This is a genomic window from Streptomyces hyaluromycini (assembly GCF_002217755.1).
GTDB classification, from domain to species: domain Bacteria; phylum Actinomycetota; class Actinomycetes; order Streptomycetales; family Streptomycetaceae; genus Streptomyces; species Streptomyces hyaluromycini.
This window is the reverse complement of record NZ_BCFL01000021.1, coordinates 19,291-34,052: the sequence shown is the minus strand read 5'-3', so window position 1 is coordinate 34,052 and position 14,762 is coordinate 19,291. Positions and strand designations below refer to the sequence as shown.

The 14,762-nt window shown below is 71.5% G+C and carries 14 protein-coding genes; 3 read left to right on the top strand and 11 right to left on the bottom strand.

Annotated elements, in window-relative coordinates:
* The first annotated feature begins 10 nt into the window (after nucleotides 1-10).
* Genes SSP29_RS24465 through SSP29_RS24455 form a run of 3 tightly spaced genes read left to right on the top strand, consistent with a single transcriptional unit; the run spans nucleotide 11 to nucleotide 1,801 of the window.
* Nucleotides 11-595: a DUF6529 family protein gene (locus tag SSP29_RS24465; RefSeq protein WP_089102955.1), complete on the top strand. Its 585-nt coding sequence runs from the start codon at nucleotides 11-13 to the stop codon at nucleotides 593-595.
* On the top strand, nucleotides 592-1,044 hold the full coding sequence (locus tag SSP29_RS24460) for a Rieske (2Fe-2S) protein (protein WP_089102954.1): 453 nt from the start codon (nucleotides 592-594) through the stop codon (nucleotides 1,042-1,044). Before SSP29_RS24465 ends, SSP29_RS24460 begins: the two co-directional genes overlap by 4 nt.
* Nucleotides 1,045-1,066: 22 nt before the next feature.
* On the top strand, nucleotides 1,067-1,801 hold the full coding sequence (locus tag SSP29_RS24455; protein WP_089102953.1) for a nucleotidyltransferase domain-containing protein: 735 nt from the start codon (nucleotides 1,067-1,069) through the stop codon (nucleotides 1,799-1,801).
* A gap of 7 nt (nucleotides 1,802-1,808) precedes the next feature.
* On the opposite strand, the gene SSP29_RS24450 is transcribed toward SSP29_RS24455, so the two are convergent.
* The 11 genes from SSP29_RS24450 to pyrG form a co-directional block, all read right to left on the bottom strand.
* On the bottom strand, nucleotides 1,809-2,831 hold the full coding sequence (locus SSP29_RS24450) for an ADP-ribosylglycohydrolase family protein (RefSeq protein ID WP_089102952.1): 1,023 nt from the start codon (nucleotides 2,829-2,831) through the stop codon (nucleotides 1,809-1,811).
* Nucleotides 2,828-3,547 (bottom strand): NUDIX hydrolase, encoded by a 720-nt coding sequence (locus tag SSP29_RS24445; RefSeq protein ID WP_089103350.1) that lies wholly within the window; start codon nucleotides 3,545-3,547, stop codon nucleotides 2,828-2,830. The genes SSP29_RS24450 and SSP29_RS24445 overlap by 4 nt, the downstream gene beginning before the upstream one ends.
* 211 nt (nucleotides 3,548-3,758) lie before the next feature.
* On the bottom strand, nucleotides 3,759-4,883 hold the full coding sequence (locus SSP29_RS24440; protein ID WP_089102951.1) for a pseudouridine synthase: 1,125 nt from the start codon (nucleotides 4,881-4,883) through the stop codon (nucleotides 3,759-3,761).
* Between the two features lie 11 nt (nucleotides 4,884-4,894).
* On the bottom strand, nucleotides 4,895-5,545 hold the full coding sequence (gene scpB / locus SSP29_RS24435; protein WP_089102950.1) for an SMC-Scp complex subunit ScpB: 651 nt from the start codon (nucleotides 5,543-5,545) through the stop codon (nucleotides 4,895-4,897).
* Entirely contained in the window at nucleotides 5,542-6,621 is a 1,080-nt protein-coding gene (locus SSP29_RS24430; RefSeq protein WP_089102949.1) for a segregation and condensation protein A, read from the bottom strand. Before SSP29_RS24430 ends, scpB begins: the two co-directional genes overlap by 4 nt.
* An 18-nt stretch (nucleotides 6,622-6,639) precedes the next feature.
* Nucleotides 6,640-7,254, bottom strand: coding sequence for a hypothetical protein (locus tag SSP29_RS24425; protein ID WP_089102948.1), 615 nt, complete (start codon nucleotides 7,252-7,254; stop codon nucleotides 6,640-6,642).
* On the bottom strand, nucleotides 7,239-8,366 hold the full coding sequence (locus SSP29_RS24420) for a ParA family protein (RefSeq protein WP_089102947.1): 1,128 nt from the start codon (nucleotides 8,364-8,366) through the stop codon (nucleotides 7,239-7,241). The genes SSP29_RS24425 and SSP29_RS24420 overlap by 16 nt, the downstream gene beginning before the upstream one ends.
* 405 nt (nucleotides 8,367-8,771) lie before the next feature.
* Entirely contained in the window at nucleotides 8,772-9,896 is a 1,125-nt protein-coding gene (gene ald / locus SSP29_RS24415) for an alanine dehydrogenase (protein ID WP_089102946.1), read from the bottom strand.
* 135 nt (nucleotides 9,897-10,031) lie between these two features.
* The gene (locus SSP29_RS24410) at nucleotides 10,032-12,107 is read right to left on the bottom strand and encodes a tetratricopeptide repeat protein (protein WP_089102945.1); all 2,076 of its coding nucleotides are present in this window, start codon (nucleotides 12,105-12,107) and stop codon (nucleotides 10,032-10,034) included.
* A gap of 195 nt (nucleotides 12,108-12,302) precedes the next feature.
* Nucleotides 12,303-12,929 (bottom strand): NUDIX domain-containing protein, encoded by a 627-nt coding sequence (locus SSP29_RS24405; protein WP_089102944.1) that lies wholly within the window; start codon nucleotides 12,927-12,929, stop codon nucleotides 12,303-12,305.
* An 85-nt stretch (nucleotides 12,930-13,014) separates the two neighbouring features.
* Nucleotides 13,015-14,703 carry a CTP synthase gene (gene pyrG / locus SSP29_RS24400; RefSeq protein ID WP_089102943.1) on the bottom strand — a complete coding sequence of 563 codons (1,689 nt, stop codon included), beginning with the start codon at nucleotides 14,701-14,703 and terminating at the stop codon, nucleotides 13,015-13,017.
* Nucleotides 14,704-14,762: the final 59 nt, after the last annotated feature.

Sequence of the window (14,762 nt, the reverse complement as noted above, 5' to 3'; positions counted from 1 at the left end):
GGAGCCGACCATGACCGTCGACCCGAACGCCGCCACCCAGAGCTGGCCGTCGCCCGAGCCGAACCACCGCCGCCCGCACCCCGCCCGCTATCTCGTGCCCGTCCTGGTGGCCGCCGCGGTCGCGGTCGCCCTCGGCGTGTACGGCAGGGTCCACCAGCCGACCGGGACCGCCTTCGACCTCGCCGGTTTCAGCAGCACGCGCGCGGTGAAGTCCTGGCTCGCCTCGACGGCGTTCTTCTTCGCGCTCGTCCAGCTGGTCTCCGCGCTGATGATGTACGGCAGGCTGCCGGGACCGCGCTGGGCGCCGGCGGTGCACCGCTGGTCGGGGCGGATCGCGTTCCTCGTCGCCGTCCCCGTGGCGGTGCACTGTCTGTACGCGTTGGGCTATCAGACGTACGAAACGCGCGTTTTGTGGCACTCCATCCTGGGTTGCTTCTTCTTCGGTGTTTTCAGTGCCAAGATGCTGCTGCTCCGCTCGGAGCGACTACCCGGCTGGCTGCTGCCGATCGTCGGTGGGCTGGTGTTCGCCGTGCTCACGCTCGTCTGGCTGACGTCCGCCTTCTGGTTCTTCCGCACGTTCGGGGTGACGACATGACCGACGGCTCCACTCGGCGCAGCGTGCTCACGACGGGTACCGCGGCGCTCGCCGCGACCTGCGTGGGATGCAGCAACTACAACGACAACGGCTCCTCCAGCTCGTCCGAGACGCCCGTCTCGTCCGGGGCGTCCGCCTCCGGAGCGGCGAGCGCGACCGCCGGGGAGGCGCTGGCCCAGACGAGCGAGATCCCGGAGGGCGGCGGCACGATCTTCAAGGACCAGAAGATCGTGGTGACCCAGCCGACGAAGGGCGAGTTCAAGGCCTTCTCGGCGATCTGCACGCATCAGGGCTGCACCGTGAACCAGGTGGTGGACGGCACCATCGACTGCCCCTGCCACGGCAGCAAGTTCCACATCGCCGACGGCTCGGTCGCCCACGGCCCGGCGACCAGGCCGCTGCCGGCCGAGTCGATCACGGTGACCGGAAATTCGATCACCATGGGCTGACCCGCCGCCTACGCTCCTGGGCATGGAGCCCGAGGACCTGGTACGCGACCACACGATCTACGCCTGTGTCATGGGGTCGCGGGCCTTCGGTCTGGCCACGGAGGACAGCGACACCGACCGCCGGGGTGTGTTCCTCGCCCCCACTCCCCTGTTCTGGGGCTTCGCGAAGCCGCCGACCCATGTCGAGGGGCCGGGCGAGGAGCGGTTCTCCTGGGAGCTGGAGCGGTTCTGCGAACTGGCGCTGCGCGCCAACCCGAACATCCTGGAGTGCCTGCACTCGCCCCTGGTCGAACGCCTCGACGACACGGGCCGCGAGTTGCTCGCGCTGCGCGGCGCCTTCCTCTCCCGGCGCGCCCACGACTCCTTCACCCGCTACGCCCTCGCCCAGCGCCGGAAGCTCGACGCCGACGTCCGGTCGCACGGCGCCCCGCGCTGGAAGCACGCGATGCACCTGCTGCGGCTGCTGACGAGCGCCCGCGACCTGCTGCGCACCGGCGAGCTGACGATCGGCGTCGGCGAAGGGCGCGCGGAGTTCCTGGCGGTGAAGCGGGGCGAGGTCTCCTGGGCGGAGGTCGAGTCCCGGATGACCCGGCTCGCCGAGGAGACCGAGCGGGCGCTGCACGGCACCCCGCTCCCGGCGGAGCCGGACCACGCGCGCGTGGCCGACTTCCTGTTCCGGACCCGCCGGACCTCGGCCCTCCGGACGCACGCGGACCACCAGGTCATGCAGGGCGTCGCGCGCGCCGGGCAGCGCTGAGCCCGGCTCAGGCGTCCCAGAGCGCGCCCAGGGTCATCAGGTCGCCCCGGTACTCGATCCGGTCGGCCCACTCCGTCGGCCAGGCGTCCTCGCCCAGCCAGGCCCCGGCGAAGGCGCCGCTCAGGCAGGCGATCGAGTCCGAGTCGCCGGAGGAGCAGGCGGCCCGGCGCAGCGCGAGCAGCGGTTCGCCGGGGAAGAGCAGGAAGCAGAGCAGGCCGGTCGCCAGGGCCTCCTCGGCGATCCAGCCGGCGCCGGTGGCCAGGCACGGGTCGGCCTCCGGCGAGGCGGTGCGCACGGCCTCCTGGAGCCGGTCGAGGATCTCCAGGCACTCGTCCCAGCCGCGTGCGATGAACTCCTCGGGGGTCGCGTCCTGGCTGCGCGTCCACAGGTCGCCGAGCCAGGTGCGGTGGTAGCGGGTGCGGTTCTCGCGGGCGTACGACCGCAGCCGGTCGACGAGCCGGTCCGGTTCGGTCCCCTGCGCGAGCAGGTGTACGGCACGCGCGGTGAGGTCGGAGGCGGCCAGCGCGGTGGGGTGGCCGTGGGTGAGCGCGGCCTGCAACTGGGCGGCGCCGGCGCGCTGTTCGTCGCTCAGCCCGGGGGCGAGCCCGACGGGCGCGACCCGCATGTTGGCGCCGCAGCCCTTGGAGTCGATCTGGCTGGCGTCCTGCCAGGCCCGGCCCTCGTCCTTCAGGAGGTTGCAGGCCCGCAGACAGGTCCGGCCGGGCGCCCGGTTGTTCTCGGGCGACTGGTACCAGTTCACGAACTCCTCGCGCAGCGGCCGCTCCAGCCGCTTGGGCGCGAGCACCCCCCGGTCCATCGCGGTGCGTATCGCGTGGCCCACGGCGAGGGTCATCTGGGTGTCGTCCGAGACGACGGCCCGCTGCGGCAGCTCCATCTCCCGCCACGGCCCGGACTTGGCGAGGATCGAGGGCACGTCGTTGAACTCGGTGGGGAAGCCGAGCGCGTCCCCGAGGGCGAGACCGATCAGGGAGCCGGTGGCGGCGCGCTTGTCGCCGATGTTCGTGGTCATGCGGGGCGTCCTTCCCGGGACGGGCGGAGCAGGGGCGGGTGGAGTGCGGTGGCGGTGCCCGCGCGGTAGAGGGCGGCCGGTTTGCCGCGGCCGCCGGTCAACCGGGCGGCGCCCGGGGCGGGTTCGACGAAGCCGGGGGTGGCGAGCACCTTGCGGCGGAAGTTGGGGCGGTCCAGCGTGACGCCCCACACGGTCTCGTAGACGTTCTGCAGCTCGCCGAGCGTGAACTCGGGCGGGCAGAAGGCGGTGGCGAGACAGCTGTACTCCAGCTGTGCGCCGACCCGTTCATGGGCGTCGGCCAGGATCCGGACGTGGTCGAAGGCGAGCGGCCGGGCCGGGTCGTACGGCAGCCAGCGCGCCTGGGCCGCGTCGCCGCCGCCGTGCGGCTCGGGGGCGTCGGGCAGCAGCGCGGTGAAGGCGACGGAGACGACCCGCATCCTCGGGTCGCGGTCGGGCTCGCTGTAGGTGCGCAGCTGCTCCAGGTGCAGTCCGGACACGTCCGACAGGCCGGTCTCCTCGGCGAGTTCCCGCCGGGCCGCCGTCTCGGCCGACTCTCGCGGCAGCACGAAGCCGCCGGGCAGCGCCCACTGTCCGGCGTACGGCTCCTGCCCGCGCTCGACGAGCAGCACGTGCAGGGCTCCGGCGCGGAGGGTGAGGACGGCGAGGTCGACGGTGACGGCGAAGGGTTCGAAGGCGTACTTGTCGTAGCCCTGCATGGGCCCGTCCACCCCCTCGGTGATCGATGTCACTAATAGTCCTCACGACTATAAAGAGCGGACGGAGGTCGCGCAAGGCCTCAGCGGCCGCTGGAGCCCCGTTCGCGGATACGACGGCGGCCGGTCCCGGACTACCCGGAACCGGCCGCCACAAAGCCGTACACGCCCCTTTACGGGGTTTTGAGGCCCTAGAGGGGCCTACCAGAGGGGTCTAGAGGTCGACTTCCTTCATGAGCATCCCGACCTCGGTGTTGGACAGCCGGCGCAGCCAGCCCGACTTCTGGTCGCCGAGGGTGATCGGCCCGAAGGCGACCCGCACCAGCTTGTCGACCGGGAACCCGGCCTCGGCCAGCATGCGCCGCACGATGTGCTTGCGGCCCTCGTGCAGGGTGACCTCGACGAGATAGTTCTTGCCGGTCTGCTCGACGACCCGGAAGTGGTCCGCGCGCGCGTACCCGTCCTCCAGCTGGATGCCGTCCTTGAGCTTCTTGCCCAGGTCGCGCGGGATCGGGCCCACGATGTGCGCGAGGTAGGTCTTCTTCACGCCGTACTTGGGGTGGGTCAGCCGGTGCGCCAGCTCGCCGTGGTTGGTGAGCAGGATGACGCCCTCGGTCTCGGTGTCCAGGCGCCCCACGTGGAAGAGCCGGGTCTCCCGGTTGGTGACGTAGTCGCCGAGGCACTGCCGCCCGTCCGGGTCCTCCATGGTGGAGACCACGCCGGCCGGCTTGTTCAGCGAGAAGAACTGGTACGACTGCGTGGCGACGGTCAGCCCGTCGACCCTGACCTCGTCCTTCTCCGGGTCGACCCGCTTGCCCTGCTCCAGGACGATCTCGCCGTTGACCTCGACCCTGGCCTGCTCGATCAGCTCCTCGCAGGCGCGCCGGGAGCCGTAGCCCGCGCGGGCGAGGACCTTCTGCAGCCGCTCGCCCTCCTGCTCGGCGCCCGGGAAGGTCTTGGGGAGCTTCACGTCCGGCTTGCCGGCGTACCGCTCCCGGTTGCGCTCCTCGGCGCGGGCGTCGTACTCACGGGAGCTCGCCGGCGCCGTACGGCCGCGTCCGGTGCCCTGCCCCTGCCGGGGTCCGCCCTTGGCGCCGCCGCGCGCCGAGGCGCCACGGCCCGACTTCGGGCCGTCCTGGGTGGCGCCGGGGCCCACGTCGTAACGCCGCTCCTCCGGGCGCGGCTTCTTCGGCCGGCCGGCGCCCTGCTTGTCGTCGCGGGCGTTCCCGGCGCCGCGGTAGTTACCGCGGGCACCGCTGCTCCCGCCGCGGCCGCCGCTGTTGCCACCACGGCTCCCGCCGTTGTTTCCGCTGCTGTTCCTGCCGCTGCTGCTTCGCATCAAAGTTCCGTCTAGTCGTCTGCGTCGTCTGTACCCGGCGCATCGGGTGCGTCCGGGTCGAACGACGGTACGCCCTCCTGGGTCTCGGCCTCGATCGCCTCCGCCTCCGGGAGGAAGGGCGCGAGCTCCGGGAGCTCGTCCAGGCCGCGCAGGCCCATCCGCTCCAGGAAGTAGTTCGTCGTCCTGTACAGGATCGCACCTGTTTCGGGTTCCGTGCCCGCCTCCTCGACCAGACCGCGCTGGAGCAGGGTGCGCATCACACCGTCGCAGTTGACTCCGCGGACGACCGAGACGCGGCTGCGGCTCACCGGCTGGCGGTACGCGACGACCGCGAGGGTCTCCAGGGCGGCCTGGGTGAGCCGGGCCGTCTGCCCCTCCAGGACCAGCCGCTCGACGGCGGGCGCGTACTCGCCGCGCGTGTAGAAGCGCCAGCCGCCCGCGACGAACCGCAGCTCGAAGCCGCGGCCCTGTGCGGTGTACTCCTCCGCCAGCGCCCGCAGCGCCTTCGTGATCGTCTGCTTCGGCCGCTCCAGGAGCTTGGACAGGTGCTCGGCGGTGGCGGGCTCGTCCACGACCATGAGCACGGCCTCCAGGGCCGGCTTGAGGTCGAGCTCGGCGACGGGCCGCAGCCCCGCCGGCAGCTCCGCGGTCTCCTCACTCACGCCTTCTCCTCCTTGGGCGGCTTGGGCGGCTCGGGCGGCCGGTCGAATTCGTCGGTCACCGCCGGCTGGGTCCCCCCGTCCCCGCCGGTCCACCGCACGATCAGATCGCCGAGGGCGGTCTCCTGGTCGAGGGCGACGGCCTTCTCCCGGTACAGCTCCAGGAGCGCCAGGAAACGGGCCACGACGGTGAGCGTGTTGTCGGCGTCCTCGACGAGCACCCGGAAGCTGGCCTCCCCCAGCTCCCGCAGCCGCGCCACCACGATCCCGGCCTGCTCCTGCACGCTGACCAGCGGGGCGTGGATGTGGTCGACGTACACCTGCGGCTTGGGCCTGGGCTGCATCGCCTTGACGGCGAGCTTGGCGAACCCCTCAGGACCGATGCTGATGACGACCTCGGGCAGCAGCTCGGCGAGGTGCGGTTCGAGGCCGACGGTCCGGGGCCAGCGGCGGGCCTCGTCGTCCAGGCGCCGGTTGAAGATGTCGGCGATCTGCTTGTACGCGCGGTACTGCAGCAGCCGTGCGAAGAGCAGGTCCCGGGCTTCGAGGAGCGCGAGGTCGGCCTCGTCCTCGACCTCGGCGGCGGGCAGCAGCCGGGCGGCCTTGAGGTCCAGCAGGGTGGCGGCGACGACGAGGAACTCGGTCGTCTGGTCCAGGTCCCAGTCCGGCCCCATGGCCCGGATGTGCGCCATGAACTCGTCGGTCACCTTGGAGAGCGCGACCTCGGTGACGTCCAGCTTGTGCTTGGAGATCAGCTGGAGAAGCAGATCGAAGGGCCCCTCGAAGTTGGCAAGCCGAACCTTGAAGACGCCGTCGGGGACGTCTTGGGGCTCCTCCTCGGACACGCTGCCGTTGTGGGCAGGCGTTCCGCTGGGAGTCCCCCCAGGCCCTTCAGGCACTGGGGGAGGAACGGGTGGGCGCAACGGCCCACCGGCCTCGGCAGGACCCACGGCCTCAGCCGACGACGGCCCCTCGTCCACCAACGGCACCGCTTCCGGCGCCGGCGGCGAAAACCCCGGCCCCCGCCCCAGCGCACGCCTGCGGCCGGGACCGGGAGCGGGAACGTCGTTCGAGGTCATAGCCCCCGCAGGCTACCCCTACCGCCCGCGCAGCCGTCGTACGAGGATGCTCGCGTCCCCGCGGGACTCCAGGTCGGCCAGGACCACGGCGACCGCCTCGCGGACGATCCGGCCCCGGTCCACGGCCAGCCCGTGCTCGCCCCGGAGCACGAGACGGGCGTGCTCCAGGTCCATCAGCTCCTCGGCGGAGACGTACACGGTGATCTTCTCGTCGTGCCGCTCGCGCCCGCTGGGCCGCCGGGCGGGCGCCCGGCCGCCGCCCCGCTGCTTGCGGGGCTGGGCCTGCCCGGCGGGCCCGCCAGAACCTTCCTGCGCCGCCTGCTGCCGCGCGGACCGCTCCGCCGACGGCGCGACCGTGACGGACTGCGCGGCATGGTTGCGGGACTCCCCGGCGTCGGCCGGCTCGGCCTCCGCCGCCACGTGCTCCGCGCCCTCGCCGTCGCCGCCCCGCACGGGCACCGACTGGGGCACGTCCTCGGCGGCCGAGGCCGCCGTCTCGTCGCTCTCCCCCGCGGGAGCCGGCACCCGGGCCTCGCCGTTGACCGGGCGCCTGGGCGTGGACGGCTGCAGCGCCATCCCCCCGGTCGTACGGAACAGTTCGTCGGCCCCGGGCAGACTCACTCGGCGTGACACCGGGCGAGCACCTCCCTGGCGAGCTGGCGATAGGCGGCGGCACCGACGGAGTTGGAGGCGTACGTGGTGATCGGCTCACCGGCGACCGTGGTCTCCGGGAAGCGGACCGTGCGGCCGATGACCGTGTGGTAGACGTGGTCGTCGAAGGCCTCGACGACCCGGGCCAGGACCTCACGGCTGTGGACCGTGCGCGAGTCGTACATCGTGGCGAGGATGCCGTCGAGCTCCAGCTCCGGGTTGAGCCGCTCCTGGACCTTCTCGATGGTCTCGGTCAGCAGCGCCACACCGCGCAGCGCGAAGAACTCGCACTCCAGCGGCACGATCACCTTGTGAGCGGCCGTCAGCGCGTTGACCGTGAGCAGGCCGAGCGAGGGCTGGCAGTCGATCACGATGTAGTCGTAGTCGGGCAGCAGCGGCTTCAGGGCGCGCTGCAGCGTGGACTCACGGGCGACCTCGGAGACCAGCTGGACCTCGGCGGCCGACAGGTCGATGTTGGAGGGCAGCAGGTCCATGTTGGGGACCGCCGTCTTCAGGAGCACCTCGTCGGCCGCCATGCCCCGCTCCATGAGCAGGTTGTAGACGGTGAGGTCGAGCTCCATCGGGTTGACGCCGAGACCGACCGACAGCGCGCCCTGCGGGTCGAAGTCCACGAGCAGTACCCGCCGGCCGTACTCCGCGAGCGCGGCACCCAGGTTGATGGTCGACGTGGTCTTGCCGACGCCGCCCTTCTGGTTGCACATCGCGATGATCGTCGCGGGGCCGTGACTGGTCACCGGGCCCGGGATCGGGAAGTACGGCAGCGGGCGTCCGGTCGGACCGACGCGCTCGCGGCGCTGGCGGGCCGCGTCGGGCGCGAGCGTGGCCGCGTACTCCGGATCGGGCTCGTACTCGGCGTCGGGGTCGTAGAAGTGCCCGTCGGGCAGTTCGTCGTAGTCGGCGAACTGGCTGTGGGGCGCGCCACTTCCGTCGCCGGCCATGGCGTTCACGTGATGGCCATCCATGCTCTGGTGTGCTGTCCGCGTGGTCAGCGAACTCTGATGGGCTGCGAAGGTGCGCACCGCGACGGAGCCGACAGCCTCGAACCCCGCGGGACCCTGGTCCCTCACCGGCATTCCTGGTTGACCACCCCCGGGAGAAAATGTCGACTCATTCACAAGTCGTCTTACCTCCTTGGTGACCAGGAAACTTCTAGACAGGTCAGCGTGGCACCATGCCGACAGTCGGCGACTCTATGGCGTGTCGGGCGTTCGCAGCAACACAATCCGCCGGACCCGGCAGGATGTGTCGGCAATGAAACATCCCGCTGTCAAGGGCGTACGGCCGTCGCACAGCAGGTTTCACCGGTGTGCGAATCGGTCGAAGGGTTACGTTCGAGGCGAGTTGACCGCAAGTCGCAAAGTGACCATACACACATCCGGCCGGACCTTGTCGGGCAAGGTCCGGCCGGATGTGCGCCATTGACGCGGCTTGTTGACGTATCGCCTTTACGAAAAGGTGACTTGCCCGCCGGGTCCCGCTCAGCCGATCAGCGTGTCGAGGTCCACGTGCTCCAGGCCGTGCGCCTCGGCGACCTCCTTGTAAACGACCTTGCCGTCATGGGTGTTGAGGCCCTTGGCGAGCGCGGCGTCACGGCGCAGCGCCTCCGCCCAGCCGTTGTTCGCGAGCGACACGATGTACGGCAGCGTGGCGTTGGTGAGCGCGTAGGTCGAGGTGTTGGGCACCGCGCCGGGCATGTTGGCGACGCAGTAGAAGACCGACTCGTGGACCTTGAAGGTCGGCTCGGCGTGCGTGGTGGGGCGGGAGTCCTCGAAGCAGCCGCCCTGGTCGATCGCGATGTCGACAAGGACACTTCCCGGCTTCATCCGGGAGACCAGCTCGTTGGTGACGAGCTTCGGAGCCTTGGCGCCCGGGATGAGCACCGCGCCGACCACCAGGTCGGCCTCCAGGCAGGCCTTCTCCAGCTCGAAGGAGTTGGACATGACGGCCTTGACCTTGGTGCCGAAGATCCGGTCGGCCTCACGCAGCTTGTTGATGTCACGGTCGAGCAGGGTCACGTCGAAGCCCATGCCGATGGCGATCTGCACGGCGTTCCAGCCGGAGACACCGCCGCCGATGACGACGGCCTTGGCGGGCAGCACACCCGGGACACCGCCGGGCAGGACACCGCGGCCGCCGGCGGCGCGCATCAGGTGGTAGGCGCCGACCTGCGGGGCGAGCCGGCCGGCCACCTCGGACATGGGCGCGAGCAGCGGCAGCGCGCGGCTGGGCAGCTCGACGGTCTCGTAGGCGATCGCCGTGGTGCCGGACTCCAGGAGGGCGTCGGTGCACTCCTTGGAGGCGGCCAGGTGCAGGTAGGTGAAGAGGGTCTGGTCCTTGCGGAGGCGCTGGTACTCCTCCGCGATCGGCTCCTTGACCTTCAGCAGCAGGTCGGCGGTGGCCCACACCTCGTCGGCGGTGTCCAGGATCGCGGCCCCGGCGGCGATGTACTCGTCGTCCGGGATCGACGAGCCGACACCGGCGCCGCGCTCGATGACGACCTGATGGCCGTTACGCACCAGCTCGTGCACGCCGGCCGGGGTGATGGCCACCCGGAACTCGTTGTTCTTGACCTCGCGGGGGATGCCGACCTTCACGTCGATCACGGTCCTTGGCTCAGAGGGTGTGGGGGCATAGACACGCATACCCGGCATGCGACGGCATACCAGGAGACACCGCGGAAGAACCGGCGGCAGAGCCAGTTTAATGAAGGCGTTCCGACTGTCTAGCCTTTCATTGCATCAATCTCGGCCGGAAGCACTACGGATTTCGTAGGCGTTAGCGCCGTGTTCCGGGTCGGAGTCCGGGCCCGAGGGGTCCGAGGGGCCCAGGGACTCCTCACCCAGCATGCGCTCGGCGGCCGAGCGGTGCAGGCTCGCGGCGGTGGAGTCACCGAGGCGTTCCAGCGTGTCGGCGAGTCGCAGCTGGAGCGCCGCCTGGAGCCGGGTGTCCTCGGCACGGCGCGCCCACTCCACCGCCTCCTGGCAGGTGTGCAGCGACTCCTCGGGCCGGCCGGCGTACTCCTGGACCCGGGCCAGCTCGCTCAACGCCCTTGCCTGCGCGGGCACATCACCGTTCTTGCGGTGGCCGGAAACGGCTGCCCGCCACGCCCGCAGCGCCTCCCCGTACCGGCCCGCGTAGGTGTGCGCGCCGGCGATGCGGCCGTAGAGCCGGGCCGCCTCGGCACGCTCGTCGCGGGCCAGGCGCTCGGCGAGGGCGCGGCCGAACCAGTCGGCGGCCCGGTCGTAGTCCCCCAGCTCCTGATACGCGCCACCTACGGATTCCATTGCGCGACCGGTCGCGTACGGGTCATTTGCACGGCGTCCGGCATCCAACGCAGACCGATAGCGCACCAAAGCGTCCGCCGTACGCCCGGTCTGCGCGTCCAGGTCGCCGAGGTTCAGCAGTGCGGCGGCCTGCTCCCGGGGCAGGTCGCGGCGCTCGGCGACATCGAGGACGAGCCGGTGGACGCCGTACAGGTCGGAGGCCGCGGCCTGGGTGCCGAGGTGCGCCACCATGGCCTTGACCAGCTGCGCCATCAGGCGGCGGGCCAGTGTGTCGAGCTCGCCGTCGGCGACCGCCGCGCGGGCGGCGGCCAGCAGCGCCGGGCGCCGGATGCGCAGCCAGTCGGCGGCGGCCCGGGGGGTGGGGAAGCGCAGCTCCCGGGGCAGGGCCTGGAGCTTCTCGCGGGCCTGCGGGTTGTCGGTCTCGGTGATCGCCCGGCAGGACTGCAGCAGCCGTACCGTGCGCTCCAGCATCCGGGCGCGGGCCAGCTGGAGCTCCCCGGCCCGCTCCTGGCTCTCGGCCAGCGCCCGGAGCAGCGGGTGCAGACAGCCGGGGACCTCGTACTGGGGCAGCGGGGAGGGCACGGTGTGCAGCAGGCCGAGACGGACCAGCTCGTCCAGGGTGGTGCGGGCGGTGTCGACCGAGCAGCCGGCCAGGGAGGAGGCGGTGTGCGGGTCGACCAGGCCGGCCGGGGCCAGGCTGAGGAGGCGCAGTATCCGCGCGGACTGGCCCGGCAGCTGGTCGTGCACGAACCGGAAGACGCGGACCAGCGCGGTGCCGTCGTCCGCCTCCGCGTGCAGGCGTTTGGCGAGGTCGGAGACGGCCGCCTGGGGGCGGGCGGCGAGCCAGCCGCCGGCCAGGGCGAGCGCGGCGGGCTGCGCCTGGCAGACCTCGACCAGCGACTCGGCGGAACGGGGATCGACGGTGATGCGGACGGAGCCGGTGTACCGGGTGAGCAGTTCGACGGCCGACTTGGTGTCCAGGCCGCCCAGGGTGCACGGGCGGACGTCCGAGATCCCGGTGAGCGGGCCGCCGGAGACGGCGACGGCCAGGCAGTCCGGGGTGTCCGGGAGCAGCACGTCGACCTCTTCGGCGCCGGGCGCGTCGTCGAGCAGGAGCAGCATCCGGCGCTTGGCGAGGGCGGTGCGCAGGGCGTGGGTGAGGTCGTCCGCGGCGGCGCCGGCCGGGGTGGGCAGCCGCAGCGCGGTGAGGAGGTCGCGGGCGGTGCGCTCGACGGGGACCGGGGTGCCGTCGGGCTCGGCGAGGCGGGCGCGCAGCACTCCGTCGGGGTAGCCGGGGGCGACCTGCCGGACGAGTTCCTCGGCGAGGGCGGTGCGGCCGGAGCCGGGTCTGCCCGCGATCAGCAGCACCCGGGCGCGGGGGGCCTTGCGGCCGGCGATGGTGTCCAGGCCCGCGCGCTCGATGTCGGCGCGCAGTTCCTTCAACTCCCTTGTACGGCCCAGGAACCGGTCGTCCGTGGCCGCGGGCGCCGACCGCCTTGCGCCGCCTGTGTCCACCGCCTGATCCGTCACGGGCCACACTCCCGTCCCACCGCACACGCAGGCCCGCCGGGGCTCCGGTTCGGGCGTTTCGGCTCAATCGCGTCGAGCCTAGTTCACGTGCTCGGACGTTCCGGGCAGCGCGCGGCGGGCCTATCGCCCGATCGGATCAGGCGATGGTCACACCGGCGCGCTCGAAGGGCGGACACAGGCCCCCGGGGGCGGGGCTCAGGACTCGAAGGGGCGGGCCGGCCAGGGCGCGTCGGCCGGGCGCAGCGCGTCGAGGCCGTCGCCGGTGCGGGCGGCGACCAGGGAGAGGACGCCCGTCACGAGACAGTTGTTGTGCACATCACCGGCGAGCACCAGGCGCACCAGCTCGTCGACCGGCACGCGCGCGTACTCCAGGTCGATCTCCTCGTGCTCCGTCTCGAAACGCTCCCCCTCGGCCTCGGAGAGATCGCGGGCGAGGAAGATCCGTGCGGCCTCGTCGCAGCCGCCGGGGGTGGTGTACAGGTCGGTCAGCACCCGCCAGTCCTCGGCCTTGACGTGCGCCTCCTCGTACAGCTCGCGCTGGGCGGCGTGCAGCGGGTTCTCGCCGGGGATGTCGAGCAGACCGGCCGGGATCTCCCAGAGCTTCTGCCGGACCGGGTGCCGGTACTGGCGGATGAGCAGCACGCGGTCCTCCTCGTCGAGGGCGAGGATGGCGACCGAGCCGGGGTGCACCTGGTAGTCGCGGCGGACCACCGAGCCGTCGGGCATGACCACCTCGTCCGTGCGGACCGAGGTCTTGTTGCCCACGAAGGGGGTCTGCGTCGCCCGGATCTCCCACTCCTCGGGGGTGTCCTTGATCGTCATGCCGAACCCTTCCAGACGTACGCGGAAAAAAACCGGGGTGCGCACCTTTGAAGGTATGCACCCCGGCCACCGTACAACCGGTGTGTTACTTCGAATCCTCCTGCTCGACGGCGCCCTGCTGACGCGCGACCGCCGCCTTCACCAGGCCCGCGAAGAGCGGATGCGGGCGGGTAGGGCGGGAGCGCAGCTCCGGGTGGGCCTGGGTGGCGACCAGGTAGGGGTGGACGTCGCGCGGGTACTCGACGTACTCGACCAGCTTGCCGTCCGGGGAGGTGCCGGAGAACTGGATGCCGGCCTTCTTCTCCAGCTCCGCGCGGTAGGCGTTGTTCACCTCGTAGCGGTGGCGGTGCCGCTCCTCGACGTACTCCTTGCCGTCGTAGACCTCGCGCACGATGGAGCCCTCGGCCAGCTTGGCCGGGTACATGCCCAGGCGCATGGTGCCGCCCATGTCGCCCTCGCCGGCGACGATGTCGAGCTGCTCGGCCATGGTGGAGATGACCGGGTGGCCGGTGGCGGAGTCGAACTCGGTGGAGTTGGCGTCCGGGATGTCGGCCAGGTTGCGCGCGGCCTCGATCACGATGCACTGCAGGCCGAGGCAGAGGCCGAGCAGCGGGATCCGGTTCTCACGGGCGTAACGGATGGCGCCGACCTTGCCGAGCACACCGCGGTCGCCGAAGCCGCCCGGGATGCAGATGCCGTCGACGTCGGAGAGCTGGGCCGCCGCGCCGGCCGGGGTCTTGCAGTCGTCCGACGTCACCCACTTGATCTTCACGCGGGCCTTGTTGGCGAAGCCGCCGGCGCGCAGCGCCTCGGTGACCGAGAGGTAGGCGTCGGGCAGGTCGATGTACTTGCCGACCAGCGCGAGGGTGATCTCGTGGTCGGGGTTGTGGACGCGGTCCAGCAGGTCGTCCCAGGTCCGCCAGTCCACGTCGCGGAACGGCAGGTCCAGCTTGCGGACGACGTAGGCGTCCAGGCCCTCGCCGTGCACGGTCTTCGGGATGTCGTAGATCGAGCGGGCGTCGGGGCAGGCCACCACGGCGGCCTCGTCGACATCGCACATCAGCGAGATCTTGCGCTTGATGGCGGTGGGGACCTCGCGGTCGCAGCGCAGCACGATCGCGTCCGGCTGGATACCGATGTTCCGCAGGGCGGCCACGGAGTGCTGGGTGGGCTTGGTCTTCAGCTCGCCGGACGGGCCGATGTACGGCAGGAGCGAGATGTGCACCACGAACACGTTGTCCCGGCCGACCTCGTGGCGGACCTGGCGGACGGTCTCCAGGAACGGCAGCGACTCGATGTCGCCGACCGTGCCGCCGACCTCGGTGATGACGACGTCGACCTCGTCGGTGGCCATGCGGCGGATGCGGTGCTTGATCTCGTTGGTGATGTGCGGGATGACCTGGACCGTGTCGCCCAGGTACTCGCCACGCCGCTCCTTGGCGATCACCGTCGAATAGACCTGACCTGTGGTGACGTTGGCGGAGCCGTCCAGGTCGCGGTCGAGGAAACGCTCGTAGTGGCCGATGTCCAGGTCGGTCTCGGCGCCGTCGTTGGTGACGAACACCTCACCGTGCTGGAAGGGGTTCATCGTGCCCGGGTCGACGTTCAGGTACGGGTCGAGCTTCTGCATCACGACGCGCAGGCCCCGGGCCTTGAGCAGCATGCCCAGGCTGGAGGCCGTCAGACCCTTGCCGAGCGAGGAGGCGACACCCCCGGTGACGAAGATGTGCTTGGTCGTCGTAGCTGTGCTCGATCGAAAAGCGGGCGTCGGCATGGCCAAGAGGGGGCTCCCGTGGTCGCGGTCTGTCGTGCGGTACGGCTGCCGTCCTGGAG

Bases quoted from the DNA above. Each gene is read 5' to 3' on its own strand.
- SSP29_RS24455 (WP_089102953.1), top strand. From the start codon at position 1,067: ATGGAGCCCGAGGACCTGGTACGCGACCACACGATCTACGCCTGTGTC.
- SSP29_RS24440 (WP_089102951.1), bottom strand. From the start codon at position 4,883: ATGCGAAGCAGCAGCGGCAGGAACAGCAGCGGAAACAACGGCGGGAGC.
- SSP29_RS24405 (WP_089102944.1), bottom strand. From the start codon at position 12,929: ATGACGATCAAGGACACCCCCGAGGAGTGGGAGATCCGGGCGACGCAG.
- SSP29_RS24445 (WP_089103350.1), bottom strand. From the start codon at position 3,547: ATGCAGGGCTACGACAAGTACGCCTTCGAACCCTTCGCCGTCACCGTC.
- SSP29_RS24465 (WP_089102955.1), top strand. From the start codon at position 11: ATGACCGTCGACCCGAACGCCGCCACCCAGAGCTGGCCGTCGCCCGAG.
- SSP29_RS24430 (WP_089102949.1), bottom strand. From the start codon at position 6,621: ATGACCTCGAACGACGTTCCCGCTCCCGGTCCCGGCCGCAGGCGTGCG.
- pyrG (WP_089102943.1), bottom strand. From the start codon at position 14,703: ATGCCGACGCCCGCTTTTCGATCGAGCACAGCTACGACGACCAAGCAC.
- SSP29_RS24450 (WP_089102952.1), bottom strand. From the start codon at position 2,831: ATGACCACGAACATCGGCGACAAGCGCGCCGCCACCGGCTCCCTGATC.
- SSP29_RS24420 (WP_089102947.1), bottom strand. From the start codon at position 8,366: ATGCCGGTGAGGGACCAGGGTCCCGCGGGGTTCGAGGCTGTCGGCTCC.
- SSP29_RS24460 (WP_089102954.1), top strand. From the start codon at position 592: ATGACCGACGGCTCCACTCGGCGCAGCGTGCTCACGACGGGTACCGCG.